Raw genomic sequence first — 15042 nt, forward strand, 5'->3', positions numbered from 1 at the left:
CTCGCTCAGTTCACCTGCCCGTCCAGCCCATCGGGTTGTCCCACCACCACGAAGGTCAGCGCCTCGGGATCGAGCCGCTCGCGCGCCACCCGGTTGATCTGATCCAGCGTGACCGCATTCACCATGTCGTTGCGGTTGGCGATATAGTCAGGCGGCAAGCCATCCATCTGCATTCCCACGGCGATCGCGGCTATCGGCCCGTTGCCCTCGAAGCGTAACGGAAAGGCCCCGGTGAGATAGGTCTTGGCGTCCTGCAATTCCTCTGCCGTGACACCCTTCTCGCGAATGCGCGCCCACTCGTCTCGGATGACCGAGATCGCCTCGGCCATCCGGTCATTGGCGGAGGCGACCGACCCCATCCAGAGCTGTGCGGCATCCTTGTCCGCGAGGTAGGAATAGACCCCGTAGGTCAGCCCGCGCTTCTCGCGCACCTCGGTCATCAACCGGCTTTCAAAGCCGCCCCCGCCAAGGATGTGATTGAGCACGAATGCGGCGAAGAAATCCGCGTCCTCGCGGTCTACGCCAGGCTGCGCAAAGGCCGCGACCGATTGCGGCGTCTCGAACGGCACCACCTCGATACCGCCGGGCAGGTTAAGATCCGCCGGAGCGGGCAGCGGCGCGCCCTCTTGTGGCAGATCGCCCAGCAGACCGTCGAGCAGGATGGCCAGTTCCGCTTCGGTGATGTCACCCACGGCGCTGATATAGACGCGGTCGCGGGTCAGCGCCCGCGCATGGGCGGCGGCGATATCCTGGCGGGTCAGCGACTCGACGCTGGCGATCGTGCCTTCGAGCTGGCTTCCATAGGGATGATCGCCAAACACCAACCGATCCATCGCCTTGTTCATAAGCGAGCGCGGATCAGTCTGCGCCGAGCGCAGCCCCGACAGCACCTGCTGGCGCACCCGCTCCACCGCGTCAGGGGCAAAGCTCGGCTCCACCAGGCTCGCGCGGAGCAGGTCGAGCGCCGCCGCACGATTTTCGGTCAACATCCGCGCCGAGACCGAAACTGCATCGTCGCTGACGTCATAGCTGAACTTGGCAGCCAAAGCATCGCGCGTCCGGGCAAAGCCCTGGGCATCCATGTCCCCGGCCCCCTCCTCGAGGAGCCCGACCATCAGGTTGGTCGCCCCTTGCTTGGCCTCGCGATCGAGCGACGCGCCACCGCGAAACCGAAGTTCAAGCGCCACGAAGGGGATCGAGTGATCCTCGACCAGCCAGGCGCTCAAACCACCCGGCGTGGTGACCTCCTTGATATCGACCTCGGCGCGCGCGGGCAGTGCCGCGATCACCAGAAACAGGCTTAGCAGTACACGGATCATTGGGTCACCTCCGGGGCCATCAGCCAGCCGGTGACCGATTGGCTACGGTCCAGTACACGGCGTGCGGCCTGCATGATTTGATCTGACGTGGTCTCTTGCAGGATGTCGGGCCAGGCCTGCACATCCTCGACGGTGAGCCCGCGGGTCAGCGCGCCACCATAGCGCCGCGCCAACCCGGCAGCATCGTCACGGTCATAAATTTCCTCGGCGCGCAGCTGCATCTTGATGCGCTCCAATGCTTCAGCGTCGGGGCCGGTCTCGAGAAACGCAAGCACCGCCTCGTCGAGCTTGTCCTCGGCCTGCTGCAGCGTCACCCCAGGCGCGGGCACGATCGCCAGATCGAAGGTCGTGTCATCGAGCGAGGTGGCCGAATACCATGCGCCCACCTGCACCGCGACCTGCTCGTCGAATTGCAGCCGCTCGCTGAGGAACGAGGTCTGCCCGCCGCCCAGCAACTCTGCCAGAAGCGTCAGCGCGGCGGCCTCCGCTTGCGCGCCGCTGTCGCGCTCGGGTGCCAGATAGGAGCGGGTGACATAGGGCTGCGAGACACGCGCGTCACGCATCGTCAGGCGTCGCTCGGCCAGTTGCGGCGGCTCCTGCGGGCGGGCGCGCACGGGCAGGTCTGGATTGGCGGGGATGACGCCGTAATAGGTCTCGGCGAGGCCGCGCACCTCGTCCGGTGTCACGTCCCCGGCCACCACGAGAACGGCGTTGTTGGGCGCATAATACATCTCGTAGAACTCCAGCGCGGCATCAAGATCTAACGCCTCCATCTCGTGCCGCCAGCCGATGATCGGCACGCCGTACCGATGGTTGAGATATTGCGACGCGTTCTTCTGCTCGCGAAAGAGCGCACCGGGGTTGTTCTCGACCCGCTGGTTGCGCTCTTCGATGATCACGTCCCGCTCGGTCGCGATATCACCCTCGTCGAGTTGCAGGTTGACCATGCGGTCGGCCTCCATCTTCATCACGAGCTCGAGCCGGTCGGCGGCGATGCGCTGAAAATAGGCGGTGTAATCATAGCTGGTAAAGGCATTGTCGGAGCCGCCATTGCGCGCGACCGTGGCAGAGAACTCGCCCGGCTCCATCGTCTCGGTGCCCTTGAACAGAAGATGTTCGAGGAAATGGGCGACACCCGAGACGCCCGGACGCTCATCCGCCGAGCCGGCACGATACCAGACCATCTGCGTGACCACGGGTGCGCGATGATCCTCGATCACTACCACCTGCATGCCATTGTCGAGCGTGAAAGAGGTGACCTGCTCGGCGGTCTGCGCTCCGGCGGTCACGGGAAGAAACAAGGTCAGCGCGGCAATCAGCCAGCCGGTGAGGTGTCGCATTGAGGAAACTCCGGTCGATCAGGACGATGTCAGTTTAAAGATACGCCTTGCCCGCCGGGTTTCAACCATCACTCTTCGAGCGGAGGCGGGCTCGCGGGGGTCACGATACCGCGACGGCGCAGGCGCAGCTCTTCTGCATAGGGATCGAGCCAGTCGCCACTATAGGCGTGCACGTAATCGTCGCCGGGAAGAATCCGCAGCACATTGACCCGACCGTAGGCGCGGCGCTGCTCGCGATCCTCTTCGGCAAGGGCCTGGCGGATATCCTGCCTGCCGCCATAGCGATTGGCCCGGTTGATCAATGCACCGTTGCTCGCCGCCGGGGCCTGCGCGGCCACCGCCGCCGGATTGCCACCAAGCGCCGCAATGCCATCCGCAAGCGGATCCTGATCGGTGCGGTTGGGCGCGCCCGGCGTCGGAACCGGCAGCGCCGAGAGGTCCTCTGGCGTCTCCAGCGGCTTGCCAGGGATCATCGAGAATTCGTCCGGGCCATTGCCGGTATTGCGCAGCCGTGTCAGCGTCACGTCGCCGTCACGCCCGGTACAGCCCGCCACGATGCTGGCGGCCAGAAGGATCAGAACGGTCTTGCGCGGCATCTTCATTGCCATTCCCTTGCAGCTTTCCGGCTCTTTATCGCATTCCACGGCAGAGGTCACGAGGGCTTTTTCGCCCCCGGCAGCAGAACCAGCCCGAAGGCACCCACGAAAACGGCGATATCGGCCAAGTTGAACGCATAGGGATTGTCGATTCCGCAGCACGACATGTTGAGAAAATCGGCCACCGCGCCATAGATCAGCCGGTCGATCACATTGCCGAGCGCGCCACCGACCAGAAACCCGGCGGCGATTTTCTGCCACCGACTCGCGGGTTCGTGATGCACCCACCACAGCACCGCGCCACAGATCAGTAGGGCCACCGCGATCAGCACCCAACGGGTGATCGGATTGTCCCCGGCCATGAGCCCGAAATTGATCCCGTAATTCCATGCCATCCGCAGGTTGAGATACGGGGGCAGCACGTCGATCCGACCCAGCATGCGCAGGTCCATCGCATGCACCACGATGTATTTCGTCGCCTGATCAAGCAGGAACACCCAAAAGGCCGTCCAGTAGAGCGCCCGCATCCGATCGCTCAGTGCCTGAAATGGCGCATGCCGGTCAGCACCATCGCCAGCCCCGCCGCATCCGCCGCCGCTATCACCTCGTCGTCGCGCATCGAGCCGCCGGGATGGATGACCGCCGTCGCCCCCGCCTCTGCCGCCGTCAGCAGCCCGTCGGCGAAGGGAAAGAACGCGTCCGAGGCCACGACGCTGCCTTGCGTAAGAGGCACCGCAAGACCAAGCGCCTCGGCCATGTCCTGCGATTTGCGCGCGGCAATCCGGCAGCTGTCGACGCGGCTCATCTGGCCTGCGCCAATGCCCACCGTGGCGCCGTCCCGCGCGTAGACGATGGCGTTGGATTTCACGTGTTTCGCCACTTTCCACGCGAACAGCATATCCGACATCTCGGCGTCGGTCGGCGCGCGTTTGGTCACGACGCGCAGGTCATCCGCGCCGATCTGCCCGCTATCCTTGTCCTGCACCAGATAGCCGCCTGCGACCTGCTTGATCATCCGCGCCGCCCTCGCCGGATCGGCAAGACCTTCGGTCAGGAGCAATCGCAGGTTCTTCTTTTTGGCAAAAATACTCACGGCCGCGTCATCCGCCCCGGGCGCGATCACCACTTCGGTGAAAATCCCTGCGATCTCTTCCGCCGTGACCCCGTCAAGCGGCTGGTTGAGCGCGATGATCCCGCCAAAGGCACTGGTGCGGTCGCAGTCGAAGGCGGATTTGTAGGCCTCCAGCAGCGAGGCACCCCGCGCCACGCCACAGGGGTTGGCATGCTTGATGATGGCGCAGGCGGGGCCGTCGCCCGGCGCGAATTCGCTGACCAGTTCAAAGGCCGCGTCGGTGTCGTTGATGTTGTTGTAGCTCAGTTCCTTGCCCTGCACCTGCCGCGCGGTGGCAACACCGGGCCGGTCCGAGGCATCGACGTAGAAGGCCGCCGCCTGATGCGGGTTCTCACCATAGCGCAGGGTCTGCGCTAGCGTGCCCGCCACGGCCCGGCGACGCGGGGCAGGCTCGTTAATGGCATCCGCCATCCAGGTGCTGACCGCCGCGTCATAGGCCGCCGTGCGCGCATAGGCCACCTGGGCCAGCCGTTGCCGGAACGCATAGCGCGTCTGCCCGTCCTGCACGTCAAGTTCCGCCAGCAGGGCCGGGTAATCCTCGACATCGACCACCACATTGACAAAGGCATGATTCTTGGCCGCCGCCCGGATCATCGCAGGGCCGCCGATATCGATATTCTCGACGCAGGCATCGTAATCGCCGCCCTTCGCCACGGTCTCTTCGAACGGATAGAGGTTCACCACCAGCAGGTCGATGGGTGCGATGCCATGCGTCTCCATCGCCGCGATGTGATCTGCGTTGTCGCGCAGCGCCAGCAAACCGCCATGCACCATCGGATGCAGCGTCTTGACGCGCCCGTCCATCATCTCGGGAAACCCCGTCACCTCGGCCACGTCGCGCACCGTCAGCCCCGCCTCGCGCAAGCTGCGCGCGGTGCCCCCGGTCGAGAGCAACTCGACCCCCCGCGCAGCGAGGGCGCGGCCCAGCTCGACCAGGCCGGTCTTGTCGGATACGGAGAGGAGGGCGCGGGTCACGGGCGCTAGATCGGTCATCGGGTGTCTGTCCTGCCTTGGGCGGTTCACGGTTTCAGTCCTCGGTCCCGGCCTCGGGCACATCCTCGGCGACATCGCGGATGCCGACCGGAGTATCCTTCGCCTTGGCCAGGGACCATCTCATGCGGTTCGCATATCCCAACGCACGCCCCGAGAGAACGATCTGTTTGGTCGCACGCGGTTTGAGGCGCGTTTTTTCAAGATAGACGCTCGGTTGCAAGGACAAATCGGCCTTTCCATCGGCGCGAAATATCCAGATCTCGCCGCTGCGCAGCGCGATCGACACCGCCGTGCCGCCCAAATCGACCGAGGCATCGACCTCGGGGTGCAGGTGAAACCGGATGTCATAGGGCACACCGTGCAACCGCGTACCATCGAGCGCGCGATCGAAACGGCGCTTGTCCGTCTCCTCTACCGCCAGCAGCATGTCCTCGCCCGCCAATCCCCGGCCATCAGCCGCGAGATCGAGATTGCGCACATGGGTCAGGCCGTGACCGCGCAGATAGCCGTCATGTGCGCCCTCGAAGCGCAGCCCGTCTGGCAGCTTCGTCAGGTTCACCGGCACATCCTCCGGTGCCTCGCTCAGCCAGTCGGGATGGCGCGGATCATTGCTCAGTCGCGCGCTCGATCCCGAGGCCAGCACGAGGGTCGAATGCGACGGCGTCGCGCGGCCCGCGCGCCGCCACTCCGCCCCGAAACTGGCGCCCGAGCCGCAATTGACAATCACCGGTCGCCGCCCGGAGGTGAGCTCGAAAGCGAGCGTCGAGGCATGCGCGCCCGCCGACGCCATGCCCTTGGGCGGCGTCGCGGCATCCACGATCACGCTGGTGCGCCCGGCGCTCAGCCGGGCAAAGCCCATGGCCAGCCCGTCGGGCTTGCGCGTCTTGACCCCGCTTGAGGCCAGCGCGCTGTCGAGCCGCCCGTCGAGGCCCCGGCCCCCGCCGTGGAACCGCGCCAGCGCGCCATCGGCATGGCGCAGGGTGCGCAGCGTGGGGGCGATCCGCTCCACCGCACGCCAATGCGCATCCGCCGCCGATTGCCCCGAATCGCTCAGGCCCAGCGCGGCCCAGGTGAGCAGCGTGAACACCTCCAGCAACTCCTCGGGATTGCGTGTCGGAATACCGCCCGCCGTGTCGATCTGCCGTTCGCATTCGCGCGAGAGCGCGGCGCGCGCAGGCTCTGTCAGCTCCTGCATCCCCTCCAGCGATACGCCCGCATAAATGAGCCCGGTCAGCGCCTCGAACCGGGGCAGCCCAGGGGCCGTTGCCTGCCAGCGTCGCGCCAGAAACGCCGTCTGCTGCGCCAGTGACCGATAGAACGGTGCGGACGCCTCGGACGACTGTCCGCGCAAGAGAAAAAGCGCCTGAGAAATCCACCGGATCAGACGTCGACCGGTCAGATCCGGTGTCCATCCCGGCCCCGCGCCCTTGCCATAGCGCGCGATCCACTCCCCTAGCCAGGCCTGCGCCCGCTCGCGCGCCGCCGCGTCCCCTGCGGCGGCCAGATCGTCGAGCCACGCAAAACCATGCAGTTCGGCCGCGAAGGCGGCATCGGGCGGCTCGATATCCCAAATCGAGACGCCTGGCGCTTGCACAAGATGGCCTGCAAAGACGAAATTCCCCGCACAAAGCTGCCGCCCGCGTGCAAGATAGCCGATGCTGCGCGGCTCGGGCTGCGAGATGAAGGCGGTCGCGGGCCGACGCAGCGCCGCGCGGCGCGCCGCAAGACGGTTCATCGCGCGCGACCAGCGCTCTAACAGGGGATGCAGGTGGACCATGTGCCTCGACACGCTTCTTGCGGCGTTGATGGCGGCACTATAGCCAGCTGATCCACCCAAGTCACCGATTGATTGCGCACCGGTGTGTCAGCATAAGACAAGCGGTCGCTTGCCTCTAACATCAATGCGCTGACTCAAAGTGCCACAGGCATCGTCGCGCAGCGCCCAACCGCCCTCGGGCGGGCACCGCGCGGCCAAACTCTGAAACCGTCAAGGACCCCTCCAAGCCCAACATGCCTCCCATTCGGCGACCCAAATCAAAATTCCCGCGTCGCGAACCGCCCAAGCCCGAAACTGGCCGAGATCTGCGCCACTTCGATCCGCTTGCCAGTATCCGGCCCATCTGCGGCCCGGTCGGCCTCGGTATAGATCCATTCCGCCACCGGCACCGTGACCTCGCGCAAGATCTGCGCCCCGCGCCGCACCCGCAGAAGATACGCCTCGCTCTCTTCGCCAAGCGGCACCTCGGGCGTGTCCCACCGGTCGCCGCCGATGCGCGTGCGCCGGATCCAGGTCACGCGGATGTCACCCCCCTCCTCGACCAACCGCAGATGCACCGGCGCGTAGGGCCGCAGGCCCAACCCGTCAAAGGCGATCACCGCATGACCGAAACTTGGATCATCTACCGGGCGCGCGCCCGGCCCGATCCGGTAATGCCGGGCCTGCCCCCGTTGCGCCTCGGTCAGTTCGATCTGCTGCGGCACACCATCCAGCCGCAGGAGGATCGAGCCCATCGGCCACGTCTCGGCCGCTTCGGTGCCCAACTGCCCGCGCAGCCGGTGCCGCAGGATATAGGTCTCGGGGGCCACCAGTTCCGCATCGCGAAACTGAAACAGCTCCCATCCCCCCGGCATGCCATCGCCGATGGCGCATAGATTGGCCCCGTTGAGCAGCGCCGCCTCGCTCACGCTCTCCAACGTGCCGTGACGCATCCGCACGAATAGGCCCTCGCCCCGATCCAAAAGCCCGCTGCGCGCCGGGAAGAGCGGCGTCTCGGTCAACCCCACCGTGCTGCGCGCGGCGATCAGGGTATTGAGCCGGTAATTGGCATCCTCGTCCGAGGAATAGACCGCCGCCGTGCCCGGCCAGGGATCGGCGGTGATGGCGATATGCGGCGCATGGGGCACCTCCTCGCCGGTCAGCAGCGGCAGGTCAAGAAACAGCGGCGTCACCGGCCCCGGTGCGCGGAACGGGCGCAGCCGCGTCGGGTTGTCGCCGATCAGGATGGGGCGGAAACTCTCGGGCTCGATCCGAACCGCATCGATACGCTGCGCATTGCCCATCTGCTCGACCCGATCGATGCGATACCGCGCGCCGCCCTCGGCCTCGGGCAACGCGATCACATCCCCCGCCCCGGTCGCCAGTTGCGACGGCGGTAGCGTCAGGCGCAGCATGTCCACCGACACCCGTGTCTCGGACAGCCAGCGTTCGACCACCTGCCGCCCCTCGGCCCGCGTCAAGGCCAGCGGCATCTCGGACAGCCAGCGTTCGACCACCTGCCGCCCCTCGGCCCGCGTCAAGGCCAGCGGCATCTCGGACATGGCCACCGCGTGGGTCGCGTCATCCGGAAGGATCGCCTCTTCCGAAACCGCCTCGAAATCCGCGTCCGCCTCAAGAAAGCGCAGCCGCACCCGGCCCGCCAGTTCCAGGTCGCTGCCCCGCGTCTGCTCGATCACGCCGCCCAGTTCGGGGTCGCGCACCACGCGCGCCAGATCGACCGCGTGATCCGCCCGCCCGTCACGGCGGCGAAATTGCAGCACGCCGCCGCGCTCGATCGCGTCCACCCCATGCGTCAGCATCAACGGTTGCAAAGCCGATCGTGCCTCGCTCACCTGATCGACCAGATAGCCGCGCACGAAACCCAGATTGGCCGATGCCTCCAGCGCTGTCACACCGGCGCGCCCGGTGACTTCGGCGATCACATCGGCCAGCCTGCGCCCGCTCACCCGGCCCGAGATCCAATGCCCGCGCGCATAGTTCTCGCCATCCGACCACAGTTCCAGATTGGCTGGAAAATAGGGATAGGGCCGCGCATCCCAGGCCCAGACATAGGCATGATCCATGTCCAGCATGCGCCCCTCGAACTCCTCGGACAGGGGGTTATGCACGGGATCATTCCAATAGCCCGCCATCGCGCGCAGATATTGCAACTGGATCAACTCATCCCGTTGCCCTGTAGAATGCTGCGGCAGGCTCGATTCCGACGATTTCGGGTCGAGAAACTTGTTGGGCTGATTTGTGCCCTTATCCACCGCCGCACAGCCATATTCCGTAAAGCGGATCGGCTTGGATTGCGGCACCCATGCGGTCGGCTCGGGCGCGCGCATGCCGCCCACCCGGTCGAAATGCCGGTTCTCCCACCAGCCCCGCATATCCTTGAACCGCCAGAGCCACGGCTCGTCATAGGCGTCATCGGTGATCGGCACGCGGCGCTGCGCGGCCCGTGCCTCGGCACTGGGATAGAACCAGTCATAGCCCTCGCCACCCTCGATATTCGATTGCAGATAGTCAAGGTCATGGATCGACGGCCAGTCCTGCGCGTCAATATGCTCGTACCCCTCGCGCCAGTCGCTGAGCGGCATGTAATTGTCGATCCCAATGAAGTCGATATTGGCGTCCGACCAAAGCGGATCGAGATGAAAAAACCGGTCGCCGCCCCCCGGCTGATAGCCGAAATATTCCGACCAATCAGCGGCATAGCTGATCTTCACCTCCGACCCGAGCAACTCCCGCACCTCGGCGGCAAGATCAACCAGCTGCGCCACCGCCGGAAAGCTGTTCTGCGCCCCCCGAATCTGCGTCAGGCTCCGCATTTCCGAGCCGATACAAAAGCTCTCGACCCCGCCCACAGCAGCACAAAGCGCCGCCTGATGCAGGATGAACCGTCGGTAGGACCACTCCTTCGGCCCGTTGTACCCCACCGGGCTCCGCTTGACCGCGCCGCCGAAACTCAGCAGGTCGAGCACCCCTGTGCCCGCCTGCTCCACCGGCTGTGCCGCAATCGGCGTCACGGTGAAATCCGCCGCCCGCGCGGTGCCGAAAAACGCCGCCACCTCGGCCTCTGCCGCCGCCGTCTGATCCGGGCTGCCGTCCTGCCCCGGCGCTTTCGACGTTGTGATCCGCCCGCGCCAGGGCAACACCGGCTGATCTTCGGCATCACTCCACGGATCGGGCAACCCATTGCCCGGCATCTGCTCCATCAGGATGAACGGGTAATAGAGCACCTCCTGCCCGGCCTGTTGCAACGCCAGAATCGCCTCTATCACCGCCTGATCGGTGGGCGTGCCGCCATAGACCTCGCGGCCGTCGGAATCGCGCGGCACCTCGCCCGCCTGCGCGCGCAGCAGCCCCGAAACCTCCCACGGCATGTTTGAGGCATCGAACTGCTTTTGCTCCACGCGCGGGCGGATGCGACAATCGCCACAGCGCAGATCATCCCCAAACCAGCTTACGATCAAGGACGTGGCCCCACAGGCGGGCAACTCCCCGGTCAACCCCTCAAGGGCGGTCACGAAATCCGGCTGCCCCGAGGGCGTGTTGACATTGGCGATCCCCGATGCGCCGAACCCGAAGTTCATCGTGACCGGGGTGGTTGCCAGCACGTATTCCCCGCTGCCCGGTAGCAAGGCCACACCACGCACCGCGCGCACCGGATCAAGATCCGCGCCGGGTGTACCCGCCTGCGACGGGCGGCAGACCTCGAAACTGAACTGCGGCACGCGGTTGCCGAATTGCGAGATGTCCAGATCCTCGATCACCACATAGGCGGTGCCGCGATAGGCGGGCACGTTGCCCGCCCCCTCCACCGCCTCGATCAGCGGGTCGGGCAGTTGGTCGCGCGTGCCGGGATAGGCGCGCATGTTCAGCCCCGAGAACGACACCTCGGTGCCATCCGCCCAGACCCGCGCCACCCGGGAAATCTCCCCCTCGCAAAGCGCGAGTGCGAGGCTCACCGAATAGCTGATTTGTCGCGTGTCGGGCGTGGCCGGGCGCGGATTGCCCTTGCCGCCGCCCCTGCTGCCCTGCATCACGGTGACGTTCTCGCGAAACTCCGTGGCCCAGATCACCTGTCCGCCCACGCGCATACGCCCGTAAACCTGGCTGATCGCGTCACCCTCGCCCGCGCCAGTCAGGCGCAAGCGGCTGACGCGGCCGGTCTCGATCACTTCCGAACCCTGCCCCAGCAGTCGCTGATCGATCGAGCGGCCGATAACCGCCCCGGCGAACCGCCCGATCGCCACCGACGACAGCCCAAGGGCCGAGCCACCCACTGCCCCGCCAATCGCCGCCCCTGCGGCGGATAACAAAATGGTTGCCATGGCTCAGCCCTCCTCGGGAAATTGAAATCGCGCCACGATGCGCCTCCGCCAGGGCGCGCTCAGTGCGGTCTCGACCACTCCATGCCCTGAATAGGCGTGGATGAACGTCGCCCGCGCGCCGGTGCGGGCCACGATGCCCAGATGCTTGGCGACAGAGCCGTCGCGCATGCGAAACAGGATCACATCGCCAATCGCCTCATCGCGCAACGCCTTGGGGCGCAGGTGCCGCGCAGCAGCCTGCCACAGCGCCTCTTCTCGCGCCGGCTCAGACCAGTCCATCGAATAGGCGGGCGGGCGCTCGGGCTCGGCCCCCTTGACCTCGCGCCAGACCCCGCGCACCAGCCCCAGGCAATCGCAACCCGCCCCGCGACAGGCCGCCTGATGCCGATAAGGCGTGCCCAGCCAGCCCCGCGCCGCCGTGACAATCCGCGCGCCCGGCCCACTCATCTGCGGCGGCTCCCGCCGTCCAGCGCCGGGCTCTTGGTGGGATCGGTGATCGTCCAGTCATCGCCGGGAATATCCGGGAAACCCTGAAAGTTCAGAAGGTTGTCAAATTTGAACTGACAGGTCTGCATCCGCTTGTCGCACCCCGCCTCGATCCGTAGCGCATCGCCTGCCACCACCTGCGCGCCCAAGGGCTGCCAAAGCTCGATCACCCGGCCCGCCCCCTCCATACGGTCGCATTTGATCAGCCCGATCAGACCCGTGGCCGCCCCGCTCAACACCCGGATCACCCCATGCCGAAACCAGTCCTCCTCAAACCCGCCCATCTCGGCAAAGCGAAACACGCGGTTCTCCTCCACCACCTCGGCAGGCCGCTCCGCAACATATCCCGGCGTATCGAGATCAAACGTGCAATCGCGATCCCCCAGAACCGCGCTGCAACTCTTCTGGAACACCCGCCCCAGTGGCACGTTGAGCGCGTCAGTAAGCCCGCGCAACTCCGCCTCAAAGGCCCCGCCCGCGCGCCGCAACTCGCCCATCGTTCCGCGAAAGATCAGCCCGCGCGCGTCCACGTCCTGCCAGTTCACCAGCCAGGCGCGCAACTCCGCCCCGTCATAGCGCCCGGCCTCGATATCTGCCTCGCGAATCGCCGCATCACTAAGCGCACCCAACGCCTCCGTATTGTCCACCGACAGCCCTGTCGTCTGCTGCAAGGCCAAGGCACTCAGCCCGGTATCGGGGCGGAACGCGATCCCCTCGAACGCCAATGCCCGGTCGTGATCGGTGAACCCCATCATCACCCCGTCGCTCCGCGTCAACGCCCAACAACGGCAGGTCGTCGTCACCCCGGTGCCCAGATGCGCCAACAGCCCGCTCATATCCGGATCTCCACCAACGGCACATTGGGCACCTCACCGGCCTGAAAACTGGCAAGACTGGTCTGGATGCGGTCGGTATCGAACCGCACCGGCACGTCGAACTCATAGCCCGCAGTGATCGCCACATCGCGATTGGGCGGCTCGGAAAAGGTGACGACGCCGGTCGTGGTATCGACCTCGTAATGCACGCCCTCGCGCATCTCGACATTCGACAGCCCCATGCGCACGCTGCCTTGCACCGGCTTGACGATGGGCCGCACCGCCACCTGCTCGCCCGAGCGATAGGTCTTGACCAGTTGAAACGCGACCGTCGCATCATCGCCGGTCCCGATCTCCTGATCGCGGTAATCCGGCGTGGCCCGGGCCACGCCGGATTTGAAATCGGTCCAGTCCTTCCAGCGAAACCCGAATAACTGCCCGCGCCGTGCCTCGAAAAACGCGATCAGCGCCTCGACATCGTCGAGCGAGCGCAGCGCCACCCCCGCGTCATAGCGCCTGCGCGCCTGCGCCCAGGGCGTATTGCGCTCCTCGAACCCGTTGGCGAGCGTGACGATATCCGTCAACCGCTCCGGCCCGCCAAGCGAGCCGAAACTCAGGCTTGCCGGAAATCTGACCTCGTGAAATCCCATGTCCCGCTCCCTTTCAGCGATTGCGTCCGCCGCGCCCGATCACCCGACCTAACTGCGCCGCGATCTGCCCCTGGCTGCGGCGAAACCCGTCCACGTCGGGCGTCTGGATATTCATCACCACGCTGACACCGCCGCCGCCCTGCGCGCGCACGCCCAACCGCCCGTCAGGACCGCGCGACAGCGGCATGACCGCCTCCGGCCCCGCCTCGCCCATCAACCCGGTGCCGCCGCGCATCGGAAACGTCACCGGCCCGCTCACCACGTCACCATTGGCAAAAGGCTGCACACGGCCCTGCGAGAAACTTGCCCCTTTGGCAAAAGGTAACAAACCCTGCACAAGGCCGCCCACGCCCTGCGCGATCAACCCCCCCAGCTGATCCGTCACGGGCCGCGTCGCATCGTTGAAGGCGGTGTTGACCATGATCGTCGCCAACCGGCGCAGGCTGTCCGACAGGCCATCACCCTCCACCACCGCGCCCCGCAGGGCCGAGCGCAGGCCCCGGCTCAGCCCCCGGTCGAGCGTCTGCACATCCTGCCCCGCGCTTGCGAAACCGCCCCGTACCCGACCCAGTTCCGCGTTGAACGCCGCCGCCATGCCGGTCGCCTGCCCAAGGGCATCGTCAAGGGCGGTGATCTGCGCCTCCAGATCGTCAGCGCGCTCCAGTTCATCCATCGCTCATCTCTCCTTGCTTGTCGGGAAAGGCGCGCAGCAGCGCCTCCAGCCCGTCGCGTGCCATCGGGCGTACGCCCCCCCGCTCGCCCAGCATCAGGCGCAGTTCCGCAGGGGTCAGCGCCCAGAACTCTGCCGGGCGCAGGCCAAGGCCCTGCATCCCGGCGCGCATCAGCGCAGGCCAGTCGAACCGCGCACTCATCCCTGCGCCTCGGGCAAGGAAAAGGCCCGCGCCAGCAATTCCGCCGCCGCCCGCGCCGCCGCCAGCGGCCCGCCCTCGATCTCGGCGCTCAGCAGATCCGACGTTGAGCCGCGCCAGCCGCCACCGCGCAGCCCCGCCACGATCAGCGCCAGCACGTCGCGGGTGGAAAACGCGCCCTCCTCAAACCGCGCAACCAGATCGACCAGCGAGCCTTGGCTCAGCGCCGTCTCCAACTCGGCCAGTGCCCCCAACGTCAGCCGCATCACATACCGCTCACCGCCGATCACCAGCGCCACCTCGCCTTCCCAGGGGTTCGCCATCGCGCTCACAACACCGTAAAGCTCAGCCGCCCCGCCGAGGCGAGACCCAGCTCATAGGTCGCCTCGCCATCATGGGTGCCGCCATATTCGATCGCGGTCACCTGAAACGGCCCCTCAATGGTACCGAAATCCGGGATCACCACCTGGAAATCCGGCATCTCCCCGTCAAAGAAGATCTGCCGCGCGCGCTCGTCACTCGCCGCATCGCGAAAGATGCCCGAGCCGCTGATGCTCGCCGATTTCACACCGGCACCCGCCAGCAATTCGCGCCAGCCCCCGGCGGATTCGAGGCTTGTCACATCGACGCTCTCGGCGTTGAAACTCACCCGCGTGGCCCGCAGCCCCGCCACCGTCTGGAAATTGCCGCTGCCGTTGAGGTCGATCTTGATCAGCAGGTCCTTGCCGTTCTGCACTGCCATTGGT

14 protein-coding genes are annotated in these 15042 nt (G+C 66.3%); all 14 read right to left on the reverse strand.

Features of this window, described 5'->3' with window-relative positions; all coding sequences use genetic code 11:
- Nucleotides 1-5: 5 nt before the first annotated feature.
- Entirely contained in the window at nucleotides 6-1319 is a 1314-nt protein-coding gene (locus BHD06_RS16200; RefSeq protein ID WP_176214381.1) for a pitrilysin family protein, read from the reverse strand.
- On the reverse strand, nucleotides 1316-2659 hold the full coding sequence (locus BHD06_RS16205; RefSeq protein ID WP_080458024.1) for a pitrilysin family protein: 1344 nt from the start codon (nucleotides 2657-2659) through the stop codon (nucleotides 1316-1318). Before BHD06_RS16205 ends, BHD06_RS16200 begins: the two co-directional genes overlap by 4 nt.
- A 68-nt stretch (nucleotides 2660-2727) precedes the next feature.
- Nucleotides 2728-3261 (reverse strand): DUF3035 domain-containing protein, encoded by a 534-nt coding sequence (locus tag BHD06_RS16210; RefSeq protein WP_080458091.1) that lies wholly within the window; start codon nucleotides 3259-3261, stop codon nucleotides 2728-2730.
- 50 nt (nucleotides 3262-3311) lie between these two features.
- Nucleotides 3312-3782: a signal peptidase II gene (gene lspA, locus BHD06_RS16215; protein ID WP_080458025.1), complete on the reverse strand. Its 471-nt coding sequence runs from the start codon at nucleotides 3780-3782 to the stop codon at nucleotides 3312-3314.
- A gap of 8 nt (nucleotides 3783-3790) precedes the next feature.
- Entirely contained in the window at nucleotides 3791-5380 is a 1590-nt protein-coding gene (purH, locus tag BHD06_RS16220; RefSeq protein WP_080458026.1) for a bifunctional phosphoribosylaminoimidazolecarboxamide formyltransferase/IMP cyclohydrolase, read from the reverse strand.
- 34 nt (nucleotides 5381-5414) lie between these two features.
- Nucleotides 5415-7157, reverse strand: a complete 1743-nt coding sequence (locus BHD06_RS16225) for a heparinase II/III family protein (protein ID WP_080458027.1) — start codon at nucleotides 7155-7157, stop codon at nucleotides 5415-5417.
- Nucleotides 7158-7414: 257 nt separating this feature from the next.
- Entirely contained in the window at nucleotides 7415-11476 is a 4062-nt protein-coding gene (locus BHD06_RS16230; protein WP_080458028.1) for a glycoside hydrolase/phage tail family protein, read from the reverse strand.
- A 3-nt stretch (nucleotides 11477-11479) separates the two neighbouring features.
- Nucleotides 11480-11923, reverse strand: coding sequence for an NlpC/P60 family protein (locus BHD06_RS16235; protein ID WP_080458029.1), 444 nt, complete (start codon nucleotides 11921-11923; stop codon nucleotides 11480-11482).
- On the reverse strand, nucleotides 11920-12798 hold the full coding sequence (locus BHD06_RS16240; RefSeq protein WP_080458030.1) for a DUF2163 domain-containing protein: 879 nt from the start codon (nucleotides 12796-12798) through the stop codon (nucleotides 11920-11922). Before BHD06_RS16240 ends, BHD06_RS16235 begins: the two co-directional genes overlap by 4 nt.
- Nucleotides 12795-13427 carry a DUF2460 domain-containing protein gene (locus BHD06_RS16245; protein WP_080458031.1) on the reverse strand — a complete coding sequence of 211 codons (633 nt, stop codon included), beginning with the start codon at nucleotides 13425-13427 and terminating at the stop codon, nucleotides 12795-12797. The genes BHD06_RS16240 and BHD06_RS16245 overlap by 4 nt, the downstream gene beginning before the upstream one ends.
- A gap of 13 nt (nucleotides 13428-13440) precedes the next feature.
- The gene (locus BHD06_RS16250) at nucleotides 13441-14100 is read right to left on the reverse strand and encodes a phage tail tape measure protein (RefSeq protein WP_080458032.1); all 660 of its coding nucleotides are present in this window, start codon (nucleotides 14098-14100) and stop codon (nucleotides 13441-13443) included.
- Entirely contained in the window at nucleotides 14093-14299 is a 207-nt protein-coding gene (locus BHD06_RS16255) for a rcc01693 family protein (RefSeq protein ID WP_080458033.1), read from the reverse strand. The genes BHD06_RS16250 and BHD06_RS16255 overlap by 8 nt, the downstream gene beginning before the upstream one ends.
- Complete coding sequence (locus BHD06_RS16260; RefSeq protein ID WP_080458034.1) at nucleotides 14296-14619, reverse strand: gene transfer agent family protein; 324 nt, start codon at nucleotides 14617-14619, stop codon at nucleotides 14296-14298. The genes BHD06_RS16255 and BHD06_RS16260 overlap by 4 nt, the downstream gene beginning before the upstream one ends.
- A gap of 5 nt (nucleotides 14620-14624) precedes the next feature.
- Nucleotides 14625-15038, reverse strand: coding sequence for a phage major tail protein, TP901-1 family (locus BHD06_RS16265; protein WP_080458035.1), 414 nt, complete (start codon nucleotides 15036-15038; stop codon nucleotides 14625-14627).
- Nucleotides 15039-15042 lie beyond the last annotated feature (4 nt).

The sequence above is a fragment of the Roseovarius sp. A-2 genome, assembly GCF_002072155.1.
GTDB lineage: Bacteria > Pseudomonadota > Alphaproteobacteria > Rhodobacterales > Rhodobacteraceae > Roseovarius.

Bases quoted from the DNA above. Each gene is read 5' to 3' on its own strand.
- BHD06_RS16245 (WP_080458031.1), bottom strand. From the start codon at position 13,427: ATGGGATTTCACGAGGTCAGATTTCCGGCAAGCCTGAGTTTCGGCTCG.
- BHD06_RS16225 (WP_080458027.1), bottom strand. From the start codon at position 7,157: ATGGTCCACCTGCATCCCCTGTTAGAGCGCTGGTCGCGCGCGATGAAC.
- purH (WP_080458026.1), bottom strand. From the start codon at position 5,380: ATGACCGATCTAGCGCCCGTGACCCGCGCCCTCCTCTCCGTATCCGAC.
- lspA (WP_080458025.1), bottom strand. From the start codon at position 3,782: ATGCGGGCGCTCTACTGGACGGCCTTTTGGGTGTTCCTGCTTGATCAG.
- BHD06_RS16250 (WP_080458032.1), bottom strand. From the start codon at position 14,100: ATGGATGAACTGGAGCGCGCTGACGATCTGGAGGCGCAGATCACCGCC.
- BHD06_RS16230 (WP_080458028.1), bottom strand. From the start codon at position 11,476: ATGGCAACCATTTTGTTATCCGCCGCAGGGGCGGCGATTGGCGGGGCA.
- BHD06_RS16210 (WP_080458091.1), bottom strand. From the start codon at position 3,261: ATGAAGATGCCGCGCAAGACCGTTCTGATCCTTCTGGCCGCCAGCATC.
- BHD06_RS16265 (WP_080458035.1), bottom strand. From the start codon at position 15,038: ATGGCAGTGCAGAACGGCAAGGACCTGCTGATCAAGATCGACCTCAAC.
- BHD06_RS16255 (WP_080458033.1), bottom strand. From the start codon at position 14,299: ATGAGTGCGCGGTTCGACTGGCCTGCGCTGATGCGCGCCGGGATGCAG.
- BHD06_RS16205 (WP_080458024.1), bottom strand. From the start codon at position 2,659: ATGCGACACCTCACCGGCTGGCTGATTGCCGCGCTGACCTTGTTTCTT.
- BHD06_RS16200 (WP_176214381.1), bottom strand. From the start codon at position 1,319: ATGATCCGTGTACTGCTAAGCCTGTTTCTGGTGATCGCGGCACTGCCC.
- BHD06_RS16260 (WP_080458034.1), bottom strand. From the start codon at position 14,619: ATGGCGAACCCCTGGGAAGGCGAGGTGGCGCTGGTGATCGGCGGTGAG.
- BHD06_RS16235 (WP_080458029.1), bottom strand. From the start codon at position 11,923: ATGAGTGGGCCGGGCGCGCGGATTGTCACGGCGGCGCGGGGCTGGCTG.
- BHD06_RS16240 (WP_080458030.1), bottom strand. From the start codon at position 12,798: ATGAGCGGGCTGTTGGCGCATCTGGGCACCGGGGTGACGACGACCTGC.